At 36.4% G+C, this 20,484-nt stretch carries 10 protein-coding genes and 1 pseudogene; 4 read left to right on the top strand and 7 right to left on the bottom strand.

The window, feature by feature from the left end:
* Nucleotides 1–193: 193 nt before the first annotated feature.
* Nucleotides 194–931, top strand: coding sequence for a carbonic anhydrase (locus tag VIO64_RS12670; protein ID WP_331918736.1), 738 nt, complete (start codon nt 194–196; stop codon nt 929–931).
* Nucleotides 932–1,128: 197 nt separating this feature from the next.
* Here the strand turns inward: VIO64_RS12670 and VIO64_RS12675 are convergent.
* The 4 genes and pseudogenes from VIO64_RS12675 to VIO64_RS12690 form a co-directional block, all read right to left on the bottom strand.
* Nucleotides 1,129–2,004 (bottom strand): annotated as a pseudogene (locus VIO64_RS12675) (DUF5685 family protein).
* Nucleotides 2,005–2,030: 26 nt separating this feature from the next.
* Nucleotides 2,031–7,568 (bottom strand): discoidin domain-containing protein, encoded by a 5,538-nt coding sequence (locus VIO64_RS12680; protein WP_331918738.1) that lies wholly within the window; start codon nt 7,566–7,568, stop codon nt 2,031–2,033.
* A gap of 94 nt (nt 7,569–7,662) precedes the next feature.
* Nucleotides 7,663–8,430, bottom strand: a complete 768-nt coding sequence (locus VIO64_RS12685) for a copper amine oxidase N-terminal domain-containing protein (RefSeq protein ID WP_331918740.1) — start codon at nt 8,428–8,430, stop codon at nt 7,663–7,665.
* 371 nt (nt 8,431–8,801) lie between these two features.
* Nucleotides 8,802–10,367 (bottom strand): cohesin domain-containing protein, encoded by a 1,566-nt coding sequence (locus VIO64_RS12690; protein WP_331918742.1) that lies wholly within the window; start codon nt 10,365–10,367, stop codon nt 8,802–8,804.
* A 213-nt stretch (nt 10,368–10,580) separates the two neighbouring features.
* Here VIO64_RS12690 and VIO64_RS12695 point away from each other — a divergent pair, with 213 nt between their 5' ends.
* The 3 genes from VIO64_RS12695 (at nt 10,581) to VIO64_RS12705 (ending at nt 15,053) form a co-directional block, all read left to right on the top strand.
* Nucleotides 10,581–13,130, top strand: coding sequence for a PEP/pyruvate-binding domain-containing protein (locus tag VIO64_RS12695; RefSeq protein WP_331918744.1), 2,550 nt, complete (start codon nt 10,581–10,583; stop codon nt 13,128–13,130).
* 135 nt (nt 13,131–13,265) lie between these two features.
* A complete protein-coding gene (locus VIO64_RS12700) occupies nt 13,266–14,039 on the top strand; it encodes an EFR1 family ferrodoxin (RefSeq protein WP_331918746.1) in 774 nt (257 codons plus the stop codon).
* 87 nt (nt 14,040–14,126) lie between these two features.
* Nucleotides 14,127–15,053, top strand: coding sequence for a metallophosphoesterase (locus VIO64_RS12705; protein ID WP_331918748.1), 927 nt, complete (start codon nt 14,127–14,129; stop codon nt 15,051–15,053).
* Here VIO64_RS12705 and VIO64_RS12710 read toward each other — a convergent pair.
* The 3 genes from VIO64_RS12710 to VIO64_RS12720 form a co-directional block, all read right to left on the bottom strand.
* A complete protein-coding gene (locus VIO64_RS12710; RefSeq protein ID WP_331918750.1) occupies nt 15,011–17,518 on the bottom strand; it encodes a helix-turn-helix domain-containing protein in 2,508 nt (835 codons plus the stop codon). The genes VIO64_RS12705 and VIO64_RS12710 overlap by 43 nt on opposite strands.
* A 200-nt stretch (nt 17,519–17,718) precedes the next feature.
* Nucleotides 17,719–18,906, bottom strand: coding sequence for a hypothetical protein (locus tag VIO64_RS12715; protein ID WP_331918752.1), 1,188 nt, complete (start codon nt 18,904–18,906; stop codon nt 17,719–17,721).
* The gene (locus VIO64_RS12720) at nt 18,906–20,246 is read right to left on the bottom strand and encodes a radical SAM/SPASM domain-containing protein (protein WP_331918754.1); all 1,341 of its coding nucleotides are present in this window, start codon (nt 20,244–20,246) and stop codon (nt 18,906–18,908) included. The genes VIO64_RS12715 and VIO64_RS12720 overlap by 1 nt, the downstream gene beginning before the upstream one ends.
* Nucleotides 20,247–20,484: the final 238 nt, after the last annotated feature.

Here is a 20,484-nt window from a genome sequence, read left to right on the forward strand (position 1 = left end):
CAAATCTCCTTGTTTTTATATGATAAGCTTTAGGTTAACTATACTTTATGCAATTTATGCGACATAAAATCTATCGGCTAAAATCAATATATTAATAAGCGGAAGCTCTTCTACAGTTTCTTTATTCCCACCTATTGAAAAAATTTGGTTTTTATTGTATTATTTATGTCATTAATTATTAGGAGGTCATATAATGAACAAAACAAGTATCAAACTAACGTCTGCATCCTTAATCACAGCGTTATCTATTTCAATGTTCCCGGGTTGTACAAACACCAAGCCTGATAAAACTCCCAAAGATTCTCCTTCTCAAACAGCTGCCGAGATTTATAAAAGACCTGAAATTATTGATTCGGGTATGGCAATACAGCTGTTAAAAGAAGGAAATAAAAGGTTTGTTTCAAACAAGACTCTATCAGACGATACAACTGCAGAAAAGCGAAAGAGTCTGGTAAGTAATGGGCAGCATCCATTTGCCATAGTTCTGACCTGCTCAGATTCTCGCGTACCGCCAGAAACTTTGTTTGATCAAGGTCTTGGTGACTTATTTGTTATTAGAGATGCCGGCAATGTTGTTGACCCGGTTGAGCTTGGAAGCATTGAATATGGTGCCGAGCATTTGGGGTCTCCCCTTATTGTAGTTTTGGGACATGATAAATGCGGTGCTGTTAAAGCCACAGTCGAAGGCGGTGAAGCTGAGGGAAACATTAAGGAAATAGTAGAAAAGATCAAACCGTCTTTGGAAAAAGTTAAGCATTCCTGCACTGATGAAAACCAATTATGTGAAGCTTGTGAAAACGAAAACATAAAAAATTCGGTAGCACAGATTGAGAATGATCCGATAATTAAAAAGCTGGAAAATGAAAAGAAGGTTAGGGTAATAGGGGCAAAATATCATTTAGATACCGGCCTTGTGAGCTTTGAAATCTGATAAACAAAATCACGAGATGCTTTTGTCAACCTTGGCGTTGTTGTGAGAAATTGTGATGTAGCATACACCATAATTTCTCACATATCAAAAAACCAATGATCAACAGTTGTCGTTTTCCAAAACGATTACATCCTCAGTCACAGCAGTTGCATCCATCACAGCTATCACAGCAGTCACAACAATCACAACAGCTGCAATCACAACAGCAGTCGCAGTCCCTCAGCTTCTTGAACCTTCTCAATATTATAATACAAAATACAAATTATTATGACCGTCTTCAATGAAATTAATCCCCCCCACTGCTTTACTATATTAACTATCAATTCTTTGGAATGCTTAATATCAAGCTGCATGGCAAGCTCCTCAATATCACCGAGCAAGCCTTCAATTTTACTGTCAATAGGATATTCACTAGAGTTGATTAAAGGGTTAAACCTGTTTCTTTTTGTATCTTCCTTAAGGTCGTCTATACAGTCCAAGACATAAATCAGTTTACCCATATTAAATCCTATTTCCCTTAGCAAGCCTGCCTGAGGGTATTCTGGATTATAAGCAAACATTTCCCCCAGTATTTCTCCAAACGCCTGGCTTATTTCATCCAAAGTCGTCTCATTGGATTTTTCAAGCAAATGAATCCTATCCATACCTTCCCTCATAACCTTTTCCTTATGCGGGTATTTATTCTTTACTATTAGGTAGCTCCTGTAAAGTACTTTGGAGATCAAAAGGGATGGAACAGACTTGTTATCCCTATAATCATCAAGCAATTTGAAGTAGAAAAATAAAACATTTATACTTGAGCAGTAATCAGTGTATTCATTTATAATGATTTTCCTTTTTTAAAAAGAGTTTAATATACATTTTTTAAACTGAAACTTGTCCTCCCCACCACAAGCACCTGACAACAATAATGCCAAAAAAACTATGCCATAGTTTAGGGCAAGCCTGTTAATTTGTCCGAAATTATTCTTGATGCTGTTACAGACACCGCAATAATACGCCCTGCATTTGTAAAAGTCATACAGAAAAGGAAGCGACAGACAAGCCGAAGATTTTCCCGGCTTGTCTGCCACCTCTTTTAAAGCTATTGTTAGCTTCTCTATGCAATATCTATAACCCAATCTACATTGACGGTTATATCATTAAATACTCCTTTAATAGGAACGGTATGCTTTACATTCTTGGAGTCAATATATTGTATAGTATAAGTAATACTTGAATCCTCACCTTTAAAGGTTACGTCGCCGGGCTTTATAAAACGGAGCTTAAATTTATAGCTGTTTCCGCTCAAAATATATTTGCTGCCGTTGTAACTGAGCTTTACATTGTTGAGTATACCTGTTGCCCTGTCTCGCGTACTTCCGTCTATGACAACCTTAGATAATGTCATTCCCGCAGGAGCCTCTACAATCCTTATACCTTTAGGGAATGTCTCTTCATAAACTACATTGTTCAACCAAATTTCATAGGTAGTATATAAAAAGATATAATCAAATATTGATGTTATCTCTGAATAGTTCCCTGCTTTATAAAAATGCTTACCTGTAGAAGCCACTTGCTTGGCACCGCCTGAGACAGCTATCTGCTCCAACTTACTCTCAATATTTAACGAAGAAAAATCAATAAACATCAGTTCAATTCCTGAGTCTTTGGCAGAAGCACTGACAGTTCTTGCATAACTAAGTCCGCTTCCATCGCTGTCTCCAGTGCCGTCTCCGCCGAAGTATTGAGCAGCCCCTCCATCAGTCTTCATTGCAGTACCTGATGAAGTGGTCTTAGTCCATTTGTTTGGTGCTGAACCGACAAGAACAACCATGTATTTAGTGGCAAGATCACTTGATTTAACCGGGTCTTTCAACAATTCCTTAGCTCTTCTTATTCCGTCTCCCATATTGCTGAGCCCTGATGCTTCCGGTGTCAATGCTTCGATTTTGGATTTTGCCTCAAGCACCTTTGCCGGAATAGACATATCATAATAAACCATATCACTGCCATTTGCCGACTCTGAATACTTAATAATTCCTACTTTCGTGTCAGTACCTGCAAACTTGTCAATAAACTCCTGAGCTGCAGTTTTTATCAAATTGAGGTATGTGGAGCTCTGTATATACTTATCCTCTACAGCTTTCAGGGAGTTCAATGATGAATCTATCTTGACTCCTCCGCCCTGCAAGGTAATGTTCTGTCCCACAACGCTTCCGTTTATGGTATTGCCCATTCCAATAAACCTGATATTTCCTGTAAATCCCGGTATATTGGGATTACCTGGAGCATAAGCAATTCCGTTAATTGTGGAGTTTATGGTTTGGAACTCAATATTGCCACCTATGGAATATACATACATCTTGTCGTTAGGTCCTTTGGGAGACAGTGAATTACCCTGTATTACAATATCACCATCTGCTACTAAAAATGCATTTCCTATATTATTCGTGCCTTTTAATGAGATAAGAAGGTTGCCTTTAAAGTACATTGATTTATCAATTTGCAAAGTACCGCTTCCAGTTATTACAAAACGGCTGTTCCATGGTTCGTACCTGATATTTACTCCGGTTTGACCCGCCATGGGAACATCTATCATGGAAGGAAAACTGAAAGGGCTGTAAACCTGGTTGGATAAAACTGCCTCCTGAATAAGCTGTGGATGTAAATAAGGCATATCTATAGGCTTTGATATATTCTCAAACTTATTGACATTGAGATTGGGTGTAACTATAAAAAAGTCCGACGCCATACATCTCTCTGTTATAGTAAGATTCGTTCCTATACTGCTGAAGTTTTGGGAATATGTGCTTCCGGTAATATTTGCATTGTTTCCCTGTATTGAAAGCCGCTTGTTTGCAAAAATACCAAAATCGAAAGGTGAAATAGTGTCAAGTGCATATGAGTTAAAAGCTCCTGAATTGTCAAGAACCAATGCAACCTCTTTTTTACCCAGCATAGTTCCTTCTACAGATATTTCTCCGCCCTGTACAAACTCTATATCGCTTTTTTCTCCAAATTTGAGTTTGTTTGACACAGTACTTCTGGAAGGTGCAAAATGAACATTTATATCATCTGTAAGAGGTGTAGGTCCCGGGGAAGCCACGGAGGTTGGTGCAGCCGTTGGAGCGTCTCCGATTATCTTAAGGCTGATATTATCAAGCAAAACATCATGCGAGCCTGATATGGGGCTAATATTGGACTGTCCCATATCAAATGTCAATTTGCATGTAGCATCTGTGTTGCTGAACATATTAAAGTCATAAGAATAACTTTTTGAAGCAGAAGTGATATTTGTTACTCCTTCAAAATACTTAACCGATGTAGAACCGCTGGAGATCTCGACTTTTATCCCTCTTGGGATTGAAGCAGATGCATCAAATGTAAGCCTGTACCTTTTTAGTCTTTCCAGAGTAAATTTGCCCTGGGCAAGCTTTATGTTCCAAAAGTCCGTTCCGACATTTGTTATGGATGTCTTGGAAACGTTGTTGGAAGAAATCTGAGTAATAACATTATAGGCATTAGCACCTGTTGAATTGTTAACCCCAAATTCCCAATCGGAGGATCCGTTATCAAATTTTCCATTTTTTATTATCTCTCCGTCAGTTGGAATTGGAGTTGGTGAAGGAGCAGGCAAATAAGCTGCATCTCCAAAAACCTTAAACTCCCAGAAGCTTGCCCATGCACCATTTTCCAGCCCTGTAACGGTAAGCCTTACATACCTGCCTGATGCATTAAAGTTATCGCTTTGTGCCTGCAATGTGCTTTGATTTCCACCTTTATCCACCACTGTAGTCCAACTGGAATCATTATTTGAAACCTCAATCTTGTATTTGTAAACTCTTCCGCCGAACTCCCAAACCACCTGAGTTCCGGTTAATTGATAAATACCTCCCAAATCAACCTTCCACCAGTGGTTCAAGTTACTGTCCGCAGCACACCAGCGCGTTCCTCCATCATTATCGTTTCCTTGTGCAGTGCCATTGGAAATTGATTGATTTGAATCGGCAGACGCAGGCTTTCCTACGGCTATGTTTATCCTTTCAACTGAAGGTGTTTGTGTAACTACTGATGAGGTTGGAGCTGGGGTTGCAGTGGGAGTGGGAGTAGAAGTTCTAGTGGGTGTGGGTGTCACACTGCTGTTGTATACCTCAAACTCCCACAGCGAGAACCCATAATCTATCGATCTTGTTATTCCGTACATTCTTACATACCTTGCGTTTGCGGTTGTAAAATAAATATCATCAACGCTTCCGTCACCTGAATTGGTTGTATAAACATCAGTCCAATTATTGGCATCATTGGATACCTGTATCTTGTATGACTTTCCATAACAAACTTCCCATAAAAGCTTTACCCTGTTGAAAGCTTGTACAGTCCCAAGGTCCACATATATCCACTGGTTATCCGACCATCCGCTTGACCATTTGGTTCCATAGTTTCCATCAACTGAATTTTGTTTTACGTTTCCATACCCATTTTCTTCAGAGGATACATAAACAGTTTTACCCAATGCCAGGTTTGCCCCTCCCGCAGGAACTGGCGTAGCTGTCGGAGTAGGTGTTGCTGTTACCGAGCTTGTCACACTTGGGGTATTTGAAGAAGACGATATTTCCTGCAATATAATATTATCGAAATAGACATCGGTAGTGACAGCTCCATCCAATTGTCCCAGATCCAACCCAAACATACAATCGCTGTCCGATTGTGTCATTGTAAAGGTATAATTGTATGTAGACATACTCTGAGTTATGTTTTGATTAACCGATATATAGTCGGTATAGTTTGATCCATTACATATAAATAACCTTACTTTTGTCGCTGCCCCAGCTCTTGCATCCAAAGAAAGCTTGTAAGTCTTGCCCGCTGTTAGTGAGAACGGCTTTTGAAAGAACTGATTATATGAAGGTTTGGTACCCAGATAATATAGAGCAAGCTTGTATTCGCCGTTCATAACCTGACCGTAACAAGTGCCCTGGTAAGTCCAGTTTGCTGTGTTGTCTACAAAATTTCCATTCCTTATAAGATTTACTATTGACGATGTAGGAGTTGGCTGAGGTGTTGTAGCGGGCGTAGAGCCGACAACCTCCTGTATTACCACGTTGTCTATATAGATATCATGACTTGGTATGGTATTGCCAGATCCTGTGTCAAAGGCTATGCGTGAGGATGTATCGGATGTATTCATTACAAAATAATAGCTGTAGCTTGTCATTGTATTGGTTAGCGGCACTTCTTGGTATAAATAATTTACATAAGATGAACTATTGTGAATGGAAGTAACCATTGTTCTGTTTAATGTAGATCTTGCATCAAAAGAAACCTTATATGTTTTACCGCTAACAAGGGAGAAATTTGTCTGCCCTATGCCCGTATGCCAGGGTGCAGTACCTGGGTTTGAAATTATCATTTTATACACACCGTTTTCAACAGTACCTGATCCGGCAGCACCTGAATGTGCATAATGGAACCATAAGTTTGTTCCAAGACTGAAATCTCCGTTTGACAGGAGATTATTGCTCTGAGGTGACTGGGATGATTGTGATGCCTGAACTATTGTTATATAATCCAGAAATAATGCTCCATCTCCGGAATCACGCCTAAACATTATTGAATTGTTTCCTGCATTTAAATTGAGAACCTCCGCCTTTTCAGTCCAAGAATCCCACCCTGATGTGTAAGGATAAACAGAATCCTTATTATGAGATCCGTTTAAATATAAACTCAATTGCTGCTGGCTTCCCATTCCGTTTGAATACCTTAATGAGACGTTATATGGTCCTGCTGCAGAAACATTAATATTAAATGTAACACTTGCACCGTCGTTGTAGAATCCGCTTAGAAAGCCTGAACCTGAATATCCGTTACTGCCGTTTTGTATTAAAGCGTTTCCTGCTAAAGCACCGTTTTCAGCTTCAATTCTTATAATTGAAGCTCCCGATACTGCAACCGGGGTAACTGTAGGAGTGGCAGCAGGTCCCGGCGTAGTAGTTCTGGTCGGGGTTGGAGTTTGAGTTGGTGTGCGGGTAGCAGTCGGTGTCACCGTAGGTGTAGGTGTTGGTGTCGGTGATGCCGACACATAAGACGGCTCTATCCCGCTTGCCAATGCTCCGTCAACATAGGCTGTAACCTTACTCCATGCTTCGAAATTAGAGTTGGTTGAGCAAAAGGAATAGTCATTGGTTTGAGTAAAGTTTTGGGAATAACCCCCATGATAAAATCTCGAATTAACTTCCACATAAGCATTTGGAGCTATTGTTCCTGCACCGCTATTAAACCCATATTCCAAATATTTGTTTGCACTAGCTGCACTTATGGCATTAACAGTACAAGTTACATTGCTGCTTATGGGTGCAGATCCGATTGATGCATAGTCAATAGCCGTACCGATAGGTGTTACACCATCATCAGTAAAATAGTATCTGAATTTTAGACTTGATGCATTAATAGCTGTTGTACCGGTATTATAGATTTTGAACTTTACATATACACTGCTGATGGATGTAGCCCGGTCAGAGTTAAAGAACTCAACACTTATACTTCCGGCAGCATAGACATCAGGAGTTTTTATACATATCATACCAATAATAAGCATAAATGACAGAACAATTGAAAGCATCCTGTAGAGGCACATTTTTAAAACATTACTTTTCATTTTTAGTCCTCCTCTTACCTGTTCTACAAAATAGGTTACAGAAAATAAGTTATGGTATTTTACTTTTAATATAGATATGGTTTTAAATAATAGATTAATTCAGATTATACTCGGATATTTTTATTTGCTTATTAGCATCACTGGTAGTTTTTACAACGATTGTCTTTGGTTTAAATGGTTTAGTAAGGTACAAATTGCTCTCAAACCTATACTTGTCTTCCTGCTGCCCTGTAATGCTAATCAAACCTGTTTCGTACCTTCCCGATTCATCAAATGCCTCAATCAGCAAGAATTTTTCAGGCAAATTGGTTTTTCCAACTATAGTAATTATCTTTCCGTCACTAACTATATCTACATTGTTGATGGAGAATTCCAAATCCTTGTAATGTGAAGTCTCACCCAGTTTATGCTTTTCAAACACATAAGAAATATATACTGTTTTGCTGCTTCCGTCCCAGTTTACCTCTGCACCTGTATTTTCACTCACAAACCTTAGGGGCACAAAGGTTCTTCCTTCTATTATTTCTGCCGCTACATCAAGCTCGGTTTTGAATCCGTTTACCAGTGCCTCTGTCTTATTTATCTGTAAAAATATATCTGTGTGGCTGTTGTTTGCCAGTATTGTTTTACTTGCTGCATTCCAGCTAATATCTACACCAAATGATTCAAAAATCTTTCTGAACGGCACCATTGTTCTGCCTTTTTTTATGTAGGGTTGTACATCAAATTTTAATTTAGAACCGTTTAAGTAAACGCTTATATCATTTTTCGCTGCTGCCTGTGAGGTCTGTGGTGAAAAATTGGTACAAAAAAACAAGCTTGAAATAAGCATATAGCAAAGAAACTTTCTGCATTTTTTCATTTAATTCACCTCTAACATTATTTTTTTGTCATAAAAAACAAACTCAAAACTAATATATATCCTCTTTAAATGGTTTTATTTAGAATTATGTGTTGAATTGATTGTAAGAAAATGAATTTATGAAATTGAGTCAATACGTGTAAAATTTAGATTATGATATAAAATTTAAGATCCTTAAATGAGATATGTAAGAATACATTTAATCATACACTTATATTATATAACAACGGAATAGCCATGTCAATAAAACCAAACCAATTATTTACAGCTTATTCCATAGAAGTATAACTAAACATGAAAAAACCCCCCATTTACCTTAATAGCAGGTCATAGGAGGCTATTTAATATGCTTATTTTTTATGTAAATTTGTTTATTCTATTTTTATACAGCCGTCGATAAAATTTACATTCATCGGTATCAGTCTCGAGTCTTGTAAGCCGGAAAAAGCACCTAAATGCTGCTTTATTATATTATAAGTACCATTTGGAGTATTGTCCTTAACCTTAAATACTATAAAAGCAAAGACCCCATTATTTGCTATCGGCATTTTAGATTTGCGTTCATTTATAAATAATAAATTTATTTTACCTTCAGCTGACTTATTGAAGCTAAAATTCCATATGGGATTAGGTACAATATCCCCGGCAATTACCCTCTTCAACTCCAATACATCACTATTATATCCTACTATAAAGTCACAATTGTTAATTCCAATTGAAGGTATGTTATCAAAAACAATAGGTACTACCACTTCTTTACCTGCAGCAGCATTAATTTTGGGGATTTCAACGTTTACATTATATTGAGGAACAGCTGGAGTACTTGTGGGTGTAGGCGTGGAAGTGTTTGTTGGTGTGTTTGTCGGTGTGTTAGTTGGTGTACTTGTCGGTGTGTTAGTTGGTGTAGGTGTGGAAGTGCTTGTTGGTGTGTTTACCGGACTTTGCCCGATACTCACATAGCCCTCACTAAATGTTGGTGTATAAGTATTCAATTTCCTATTGACAATTCCTGAAAATCGCCCAACTTTTAATTTGCCGATACCATATATTCCACTTTTTATTTCGTTCTTTATAATAAATTTAATTTGTGCAAAGATACCCTCTGATGTGATAGGCATTGATCCTTGTGTTTCATCATTATAAAGAAAATATATTTTTCCGTATTCTGACTTGTTGTACGAAAAATTGCCCAATGAAAACGGAATTATATCTCCCTGTTCTACCGACTTAAGCTCCAACCCGTCGGTATTAAACTCCAAAACAAAGTCACAATTATTTATACCATATGGCGGTATATTATTGAATTTAACAGGCACTGTAACTTCAGTTCCGGAAACGCCTTGAACCTTGCCGATTTCAACATCGATGTTATACTGATAATCAGAATACTGTGTTTGTGTTTGCTGTACCAACACATACCCGTTTGTAAACACAGGAGTTATGGCTTTAAGTTTGCCATTTTGGAGACAGCTGATACTGCCGGCCTTATGCAGCTTTATATCATATACACCTGATGATGCAGCCTTTTTTATTTCAAACTTAATATACGCAAGTACACCGTCTGAAGTTATCTGCATTGCACCTTGGCTTTGATCAACAAACATTATATTTATTTTCTCATCACGCTTAAAGCAACTAAAATTTGCTATAGGCAGCGGAACAATTGCTCCAGCCTCTGCTAATTTAAATTCAAGTGCGTTTGTATCATATTGAAGTGAAAAATTGCAATTATTTATTCCTGACTTGGGTACATTATAAAAAGTTATCGGTACTAATACTTCTGTTCCTGCTATGCCGCTGATCCTTCCAATGGTTATCTGCAAACTGTCTGGAGATGAATTCACTTTACCTGCGTTTTCACCATAGGCAGTTTGAATCCCAAACATGCCAAAAACCATCACAACCAAAACCAATAAAAGAACACCCTTTTTACTCACACTAATACCCCCTTAAATATTAAAATAATCTATATAACATAATAATTATACATTAATTATTAAAAATTTTCATTTATATTGTAAATTATTATATACATTTTAACAGAAGAAATTCTAAATATACTGACTGATTCTCAATACTTGATTTTATGCCTGGCAGCAGGTAAACTTGAAATAAAATAAATCATCTTTATAGTTTGATGGGGGTACATTATGGAGATACTCGATAAGGTTAGTACAGGGCTTATAGGCTTTGACCAGATGATTGACAAACTCCGACTGGGAGATAATGTTGTATGGCAGGTTGATTCAGTTGCCCACTATAAGGAAATGGTTGCACCATATGTTGCCCAGGCAAAGCTGGATAAAAGAAACCTGGTCTATGTACGCTTCGGCAGGCATGAACCCCTCCTCAACGAAAGCGGGGATATCAAAGTTTATGCCGTTGACCCCAAAAACGGTTTTGAAAGCTTTGCTACAGAAGTGCACAAGCTCATCGAATATGAAGGAAAGAAAGCCTTCTATGTTTTTGACTGCCTTACGGACTTATTGGAATACTGGTACTCGGATCTTATGCTGGGGAACTTTTTTAAAGTAACCTGCCCTTACTTGTACGAATTGGATACAATAGCCTACTTCGCAATCAAAAGAAATGTCCATACCTATAGCACAATTGCAGGTATTCGAGACACTACTCAGCTCCTTCTTGATTTATATAAGGTTAATGATAAATGTTATATACACCCCCTAAAGGTTTGGAAGAGATATTCTTCCACCATGTTTTTTCCTCATCTCATAGATGGTCAGGAAGCTGTTTGCATAACGGGCAGTTCTGAGTCAACAGAGCTGTTTTCCAGTATAAACCGCAGGGGTGAAATAATTGATAACTGGGATGTTGTTTTAAATAAAGCAATTGATTTACTTTCAGCTCCTCCTGATGAACAGGAAAAAGCAAAAAAGCTTCTAATGTCCATGATTATCGGCAATGAATCCAGGATGTTGGATTTGTGCAACCGTTATTTTACTTTAAAGGACATTATAAGAATAGCATCAAGAGAAGTTGGATCAGGTTTTATCGGAGGAAAAAGTGTCGGGATGCTGATTGCCAGAAAGATTTTGGAAAAGGAAGCTGGCGAAACCTTTGATCCCTATATGGAACCTCATGACTCCTATTATTTGGGTTCGGATATTTTTTATACTTATATTGTGCAAAATGGCTGCTGGGAGCTTCGTATAAAGCAAAAAACAAAGGAAGGCTATTTAAAATACGCAAAAGAGCTTCAGGAAAAAATTCTAAACGGGCGTTTTCATGAAAATATTCAGGATAAGTTTATTGAACTACTGGAATACTTCGGTCAGTCCCCTATTATAGTCCGCTCCAGCTCACTTCTGGAAGATAATTTCGGCAATGCTTTTGCAGGAAAGTATGAAAGCGTCTTTTGTGTCAACCAGGGCACACCGGAAGAACGCTATAATGCCTTTGCACAAGCTGTCCGCATAGTGTATGCCAGTACTATGAATGAGGATGCTTTGGCATACAGATTGAACAGAGGCCTTTCAGAAAAAGACGAGCAGATGGCAATATTGGTCCAGCGTGTTTCGGGAGATAATTATAACGATGATTTTTTCCCCCATGTTGCTGGCGTGGGAAATTCCTCCAACCTTTATGTATGGGATGAAAGCATAGATATGGACGCAGGCATGCTGCGAATGGTATTGGGCCTTGGAACAAGAGCGGTTGATAGGACTGTGGGAGATTATGCCAGAATTGTCTGTCTTGACAATCCTATGCGTCTACCCCCTATGAATTATAAGGACCAGAAGAAATTCTCACAGTATTATGTTGATGTTCTGTCCCTTGAGAAAAACCAATTGATAAGCAAAAATATAAATGAAATTTTATCAAATGAAATAAAGGCAAATAAAGGGTTGTTCGCTGCTTTGGATCAGCAGGCTTTTACCCGCATGAAGGAGCTTGGATTGGATAGCAGTCAGGCCCCTTATATTCTAGACTTTAAGGAACTCCTTGGTAATACCAAATTTCCCAAGCTTATGAAGGATATGCTGTCCATACTCTCCAGGGTCTATAATTACCCTGTAGACATTGAATTTACAGCAAATTTTAAGAAGGACGATACTTTCAAGATCAACCTCCTTCAATGCCGTCCTTTGCAGACAAGAGGATTGGGAAAACCTGTAGAGCTACCTAAGCTTATTGACGAAAAAGACTGCTTATTCCATACAAAAGGACCTTTTATCGGCGGTAATGTGAGACTTCCTGTCAATTTTGTAGTTTTCATAGGAATAAAGCCCTATCTTGCTCTTAGCGAATCAGGAAAATATGCTGTAGCCCGACAGGTTGGATTGATAAACACAGCACTAAAAGGGAAAAATGTCATGCTCATGGGTCCGGGCAGATGGGGAACCACTACCCCCTCTTTAGGCGTACCAGTACATTTTACAGAGCTTTGCAACATGTCGGTAATCTGTGAAGTTGCTTTTAGCGAAGCAGGTGTCATGCCTGAGCTGTCTTACGGAAGTCATTTTTTCCAGGATATTGTAGAGACAGGGATCTTCTATGTGGCAATTTTCGATGGCCAAAAGGATGTTACCTATAACCCTGATCGTATCCTTGGCAAGGAAAATATTCTCCATACCATTCTTCCTCAAAGTGCACAGTTTAAGGATGTAATCCATATAGCAAGAACCGACGGTATGGAAATATTTTCTGATATAATGACACAGACACTTTTGTGCAAGTGATTTCACTATTATTTTTTTATAGATATACAATGACGATCATCACATTGCTTTTCCAGTAAAAGATTTGCATTATAGGTGTAAATATGAGATAATTAAATTAACAAATACCATTTTATTTATATTCTGGGGGTTACTGTGAATAAAGCGTTAATTCTATATTTTTCTGGCACTCGTAATACAAAATACATTGCCCAATTGTTTAAAAAGGCATTTGAAGCTAGAAATATTCAAGTAGATATTTATGATATCTTAAAATATGATGCTGCCGGTAATAAAACTAAGTATGATTATTTGGTTGCAGGCTCTCCAATCTATGTGGAGCTTTACCCTGAAATATTCATCACAAATATCAAAAAGAAAGTCGCTAAAAATACTAAGATTAAAGCGATTTTTTTTGCTACTCAGGCTGCAAAATCATTAACTCCAAGTTTTAATGAGGTATATAATTATTATAAAAACTCCGATGTTGAAATAACGTGTACAGATTATTTCCGAATGCCCAACAATTTTTATAATTTCTTATTTACCAAAACACCTGTTTCCCAATACCGGTCTTTATTAGATAATGCTTCTAAAAAAGTAGAACTGATAACAGATGAATTTTTATCAGGCAGCAGAAATATAAAAAAAGCATCTAATGCAAGGTATTATTTTACAAAAGTTATGTATGCGTTATCCTATAAATTTTATATACCCTCTGCTGCAGGCAAGGTGTCTATTAATAGTGACAGATGTGTTAAATGCAAGGCATGCGAAAAGAACTGCCCCACAAAAAGCTTAGATATAAACAGCAGCACTCCTGTATTAAAAACCTGTATAATGTGTCAGAAATGTATGAATAATTGTTCTCAAAATGCATTTATGTATAAAAATAAGGAGTTTGATGTTTATAAACCGATTGAATCATAGCTGCTGAAGTTTTCTATTTTCACAATGCTGCACTCTCCTTCATAGGATATAGTGAATTAAAACAGCTCTACTATGGAGGCCTGCAACATGTATACTTTTATGAGGTTAAAGCAAGCTTATTTCTCATCTGAGATTATCACTTTTGATGACAGCTCCAAGCTTGTTTTCATTAGTGATTGCCATAGAGGGGACGGCAGTAAGGCTGACAGCTTTGTAAAAAACCGGGATATTTATCTGCATGCTTTGAATTCGTACTACTCAAATGGTTTTACATATATAGAGGTGGGCGATGGTGATGAATTGTGGGAGAATGACCGGTTTTCAGCATTAATTAACTCCCACCTTGAGGTTTATTTGCTGCTGCAAAAATTCCATATGGATAAAAGGCTTTATATGATTTGGGGAAATCACGATATTTTTAAAAGCTGCAAAGCCTATGTAAGAAACACATTATACCGATACTATGATCCTGAAATACAAGCCTATAGACCGCTTTTTGAAAATATTAAAATCCATGAAGGCCTGGTTCTTAAACACAGCAGCAATTCATACAGGCTATTTGCCGTTCACGGGCACCAGGGTGACATTCTAAGTGATGTTCTCTGGCCTTTTTCATGTTTTATGATACGTTATTTCTGGAGATTTTTTAAGATGGCTCAGTACAGAAGCAGTTTAAACCAGGTTAGAAACAGCGAAAGACTGAGGATTATCGAAGGCAGCATGAGGCAATGGTCTAGAAGCAATGACCTAATGGTAATTGCAGGCCACACCCACAATCCAGCCTTTCCAAAACCTGGTGAAATCCCCTATTTTAATGATGGGTGCTGTGTTAAGAAAGGGTATATAACTTGTATCGAAATACAAAATGGTGAAATTTCATTGGTGAAATGGAATAGGAATGAAAGTGGTATTTCAAAAGAGGTTGTGGCCGGCCCTGAAATGATATCGGCTTATTTTGACTCTCCAAACCTTCAATCCGGTTCCGTTTTGCAATATTCCCCAGACACCAAGTAAGCTTTAACAAGTTTGAGTTCACCATATGTCACATCATCACCCAATTCATCTTTTACAGGCTGTATATGAGTTGTACCGTGCTTTTTAAATGACGATACAATCAGGTCAAGCTTGGGCTCATCTACCAATTCACAAATTTCCAACTCGCCGCTTGCTACAAATGTCGATAAATGGTCTTCTATTGTGGATGTTTTCAAGTTACGCTCCAATGCAATCTGCTCTATGCTAAGCCCTTGCTTGTAAAGCTCAAAGCTATATTCACGTGTGCTGGTTTTTTTCCCTGCATCATGATCTGCTATGCTTGTCGCTTTTACATTATCATCATCTGAGAATGTATCCTCTTTTACGTTATTTTCTTTACAGTACAAGTGGATTATTTCCAATATCTCATTACCAAAAGCCTTTAATTTTTGCTTACCAATTCCCTTTATTTTTTTAAGTTCAGTAAGGTTTGAAGGCAGTTCGTTGACAATACTTATCAGGCATTTCTGATGTAATACGCCAAATGCTTGGATTTCCAACTTAGATGCTTTTTGCAGACGCCATTTTTTCAGTTCTGCAAACAATTTGGGGTGAATAATGCTTTTAGGTGCTGCTTCATCAGATTTTGAATTGATCTTTTTAGGTGTTTTTTCTATGGAAGCTTTTGCACGAGTTGAAAGATAGCTACCAACATTAAATCCGCTCTGACAATCTTTAAAGCAAGCCATCTTTACCATTAAGATTTTCTCTAGTTTTTCCAGTGCCTTCTCAATAGTATTTTTGACACTCTTATTGTCACTTTCAACGGTTGTGCTTTCAAGGACTTTTAAGAAATCTTCCGCTATTTTTTCTTCATAATACTTTCCGGATTTCATTATCCGTTCATTTAATTGGTGATTTTTATTTATATCGGGCTCTGCTTCCAAATGACGAATTATTTGCAATTTAAACTTGTCCGATATTGCAATCAACTCTTCGTTTGAAGACATCATTTTATCAAAATTCTCTTTCAACCCGACATGCAAGCTTCCCACATTCTCATTGTACAGCATTATTAAATACCAAAGCTGACTTCTAGCTGAACTGAAATCATAAAGATCAAAAATGAGGTCTTTTTGATATTCATATTTTGCTTTCTCAAACTCCTCCACTCCAGGCTGGTTTTCTTCAACATTCCTTGAAAAGCTGTGAACAGCCGGATCTCTCACAATGCTTTTTGAAGATATCCTTGAGCTTAGCACCAACCCTTCTAAGGTTTTGCAGCGGCTCAGTGCCACATAAACCTGTCCATGGGCAAAAGCAGCATTTGCATCAATTACTGCCTTATCAAAGGTCAGACCCTGACTTTTATGAATGGTAATTGCCCAGGCAAGCTTTAATGGATACTGTGTAAAAGTACCCGCTATCTCTTCTTGAATCTCCTTGGTCTCTTCATTGATTGTATATTTTGTATTCTGCCACTGGGTTTTTTCTACGGCAATTCTGCCTTTATCACCATGACATTTTACATAAATCGTTTCGCCATCAATTTTTTCAATTACACCAATTTTACCGTTATAAAAGAGCTTCTGACCCGAATTATCATTTTTGACAAACATCACCTGGGCACCTTTTTTCAAGGTCAGCTCATAATCCGTTGGATAGGAATATTCGGGAAAATCACCTTCTTTGGAGGCTTTAAAGTTAACTTCTTTTTCACTGATCTGCTGAAGTTTGCGTTCGTTGATAGCTTGTGCCTGCTGATTATGAGTAGTAAGGACTATATACCCTTGGGGAATATTCTTCGTAAACTCCTGATCATACCTCTCATTCAGTTGTTCCAAAGCATCGGAATCCAGATTGTTATCCCTTACCTTATTCAATAAATCTATAAATACCCTGTCGGATTGTCTATATATATGTTTAAGCTCAATACTTATAAAATTGGTTTGCCTTAAGGCTTTGCTGCTAAAAAAATATATAGAATCATACCATTGTTTTAGAATATTCCACTCATCGTTTTTGATCACAGGTGACAGCTGTGCAATGTCTCCAATCATAAGCAATTGAACGCCTCCAAAGGGCTTGTTCCTATCCTTGTATCTACGGAGAACATCATCGATTCCATCGAGCAAGTCGGCCCGTACCATGCTTATTTCATCAATTATCAACAAATCTAGGCTTCTCAAAATATTTTTCTTGTCCCTGTTAAATTTTTGAATACTTCTTTCCGAACTGTTTGTCGATAAATCATCATTGACAGGTATAAAAGGTCCGAAAGGCAATTGAAAAAACGAGTGTATTGTTACTCCGCCTGAATTCACTGCTGCAACTCCTGTTGGTGCAACAACAATCATCCTTTTAGGGGAAGCTTGTTTTATTTTATGCAAAAAAGTTGTTTTTCCGGTACCGGCTTTTCCAGTCAGAAAGACATTTCTGTTTGTGTACATAATAAAGTTAAATGCAGTATCCAGTTGGGGATTATGGAAGCTTTCAATATTCATAAATTACAACTCCAAAAGGTTTTTAAATTATTATATTATTATACTATAGTATTGTATGCCCTGAGTAGTCCTGGTAAATATTGATTAGCTCAACTCCAACGGATGGGGCTTTCGCCATCGGGGGATATCCATGGGTCGGAATCGGGACGGGACATAATGAAAGCTTCAGCACCTAAAATCTCTTTCCACGTGACAATTCTTTATTCATTAATATATTTTTTTATTTTGAACAATATATTGCCAACAATAAATAACAGTAAAATCCCTATTATTATTACCAAAGTATATTTCCCAAAAGAAAAAGGTATAAATATTAAAATTTCATTGATGATATTGTAACTCCATATTATAGTAGAACAAATAGCAAATACGAACAGACCTAATGATATAGTTAAATAAATAATCGAAATTTTATTTAACTTATATGATTTATTTTTGCTTTTTTCTTTAAGTGATTTAATTAAGTTTATTCTTAAATTATTAACCCCAAAAAGCCATGTAAATATGAAATATCCATCTGTAATGCTAAAAGGCATTAAATTTGTAACTACCATATATCCATTAGCCAGAGCAATCTTAATAATCACATCCGATACATTTTTAGGGAAATCAATCCATAAAACTACAGTAATGCTTATTATAAAAATCAAAGCATTTGTCAGCATTCCTGCTGACATAACTTTTATTCTTTCTTTTCTATTTAATGTGTATAATCCATTTATTTTCACATATATTATTGGTAAAATACCAGAATATAATGTTATCTTAAGTTTATCTGGTCTTATACCATAATTTACAGCTACACACCAATGGGATAGTTCATGAAATAAGCTAGTCAAAAAGAAAAAACCTGTCAGCCAAAACAGCCCTATTACGTGGGAATCTCCTACAGTAAATATACTTCTTCTGATTTCTAAAAAACTATGGTATCTTGTGAAAATTCCCAGAATCAAGGCCACTACAGATACTAAAAATATTAGCTTCCATGCAATTAGCAATACCTTTGCTATTTTTTTGATTGATTTTGTAGTATCCGGAAAGCTTATGCTAATAAGCTCTAAACCTACTATAGATACTTCTCCATTGATCCTATCCGATTTGAAGCCTTCTATAAACCCTACGGATTTTAACAAATTAAAGAGCTTTTTTACATCTACAATAAGATTTTTTTCCGACTTAAGGTATTCTTCAATATAATCCAAAGTATTATTGCCATCCAAAAGTTTAACCACTTCCATTATTGGTTCAACTTGCTTTTCACTTACCTTTATATACCTATCAACAGTTTTACTGCCCAGACTATAATATATTACTCCTGCTTTTTCAAAGTTTACCCAATAGCCTATATCATTTAAAGCTCTTGGCTTATTTTCAATTTTTTCACTCATTATTCTACCAGCCTATATGTAGTTGATATTATTCTAAGATTTTCCTTGAATATTCCATATTTTCTTTTATCACTACTTAATTTAGCTAAATTTAAAATTATTCTCTCATATAAGATTTGACCTGTCCAACATCTTGGTTTTAGTATTGTTAAAGGATTTTTATTGCTGGCATTATTTAATCCCCTGCACCAAACATTACAAATATTCCGTATCCAGCAACTTCTGCAATCTTCTGGTTTTTCATAATAGTCATTTTTAAATTTGTTTTGTATACTGTAGTATTTCTCAGATATATCGTCAATAACATTTCCCATTATGTACTCTTTTTCGCCATAAAAAGTGTAGCACGGTAATATATCACCTTCTGCACCTATAGTAAGATTATTTATAGCAGCAGTGCATGAAATAGGAATAGTCTTTTTGGATATTAAAGCCTTTATACCTTCAATAATATCTGATGAAATAAAGACTCTTCCATTTAATATTTCCTCAAAAAGATAGTCAACTATTTCAGAATACATTTGTTTATATATATATTCATCCTCTATTTGTAATCCTAATTCTTCATCCTTTGATTCAACAACTCCAACAGTAATTCCATTAACTCCTAAGTCCAAAAGTTCCTTAATCCACTTTTTAGCTTCACCCTTTTTATAATTTTTAACATGCTCCTTATTTAAAGTAACTTCAATATTTGTAATAAATTTAAATTTATCTTTATTTGCTTTTATATTATTGCTGACTTTACCATATACTCCTTTAGACTTTTTGTCAATTCTTGCAAAATCATTTATTTCTCTAGATCCATCTAAACTAAATGTCACACTTATATTGTCATAGTTATTTAAAAAATCTATAATTTCATGGTTAATAATTGTTCCATTAGTAACTATAGATATCTTCCCTTTTATTAAACTTAATTCATCACATTTTTTATCATAATATTCGATGCCCTCTTTAATAACATTAAATGCTAATAATGGTTCACCACCAAAAACAGTTATATTACTACATCCCTTTGGATAATTTCTTAAAATAAAATCAATAGAATTCTTAAAAGTATTAACACTCATTGTTTTGTGAGAACTTTTATGCACATAATCAGCAAAACAATATTTACATTTAAGATTACAATTGGATGTTACCACTAATGTAAGTTTTTTTAGCCTTTCATCAACATGTGGGATACATTCAACAAGCTTTTCTTGATTTAAAATAACATTTTCCTCTTTTAGATTTTCCTTATCAATAATTCCCTTTACAATTGAAAACTTATTATAATCTAGATAATATAAAATATTTATATTATCTTCATTAATAAGATGTACACTTTTATTCAATCTTCATTCCACCTTTATAGATAACGAACTTTAGAATTGAATTTATCCCGCTGCTACATGGCTCTACTACCAGCCACTTCGCAGCTGGTTTTTATTAAGGTTTAAAGTTCGTTATCTTTAAATAATCAAGCCAATATTTTAGATATATCGCAATACTACCGCTGCTCTACCTGAATGGCTGTCATTTACTTGCATTTTTTAACGTCATTTTTACTCATAAACCCTGTCTGCAGATTAT

The organism is Pseudobacteroides sp. (assembly GCF_036567765.1).
Taxonomy (GTDB): Bacteria; Bacillota; Clostridia; order Acetivibrionales; family DSM-2933; genus Pseudobacteroides.

Coding starts and splice junctions, on each gene's coding strand:
- VIO64_RS12670 (WP_331918736.1), top strand. CDS start 194: ATGAACAAAACAAGTATCAAACTAACGTCTGCATCCTTAATCACAGCG.
- VIO64_RS12680 (WP_331918738.1), bottom strand. CDS start 7,568: ATGAAAAGTAATGTTTTAAAAATGTGCCTCTACAGGATGCTTTCAATT.
- VIO64_RS12685 (WP_331918740.1), bottom strand. CDS start 8,430: ATGAAAAAATGCAGAAAGTTTCTTTGCTATATGCTTATTTCAAGCTTG.
- VIO64_RS12695 (WP_331918744.1), top strand. CDS start 10,581: ATGGAGATACTCGATAAGGTTAGTACAGGGCTTATAGGCTTTGACCAG.
- VIO64_RS12705 (WP_331918748.1), top strand. CDS start 14,127: ATGTATACTTTTATGAGGTTAAAGCAAGCTTATTTCTCATCTGAGATT.
- VIO64_RS12710 (WP_331918750.1), bottom strand. CDS start 17,518: ATGAATATTGAAAGCTTCCATAATCCCCAACTGGATACTGCATTTAAC.
- VIO64_RS12715 (WP_331918752.1), bottom strand. CDS start 18,906: ATGAGTGAAAAAATTGAAAATAAGCCAAGAGCTTTAAATGATATAGGC.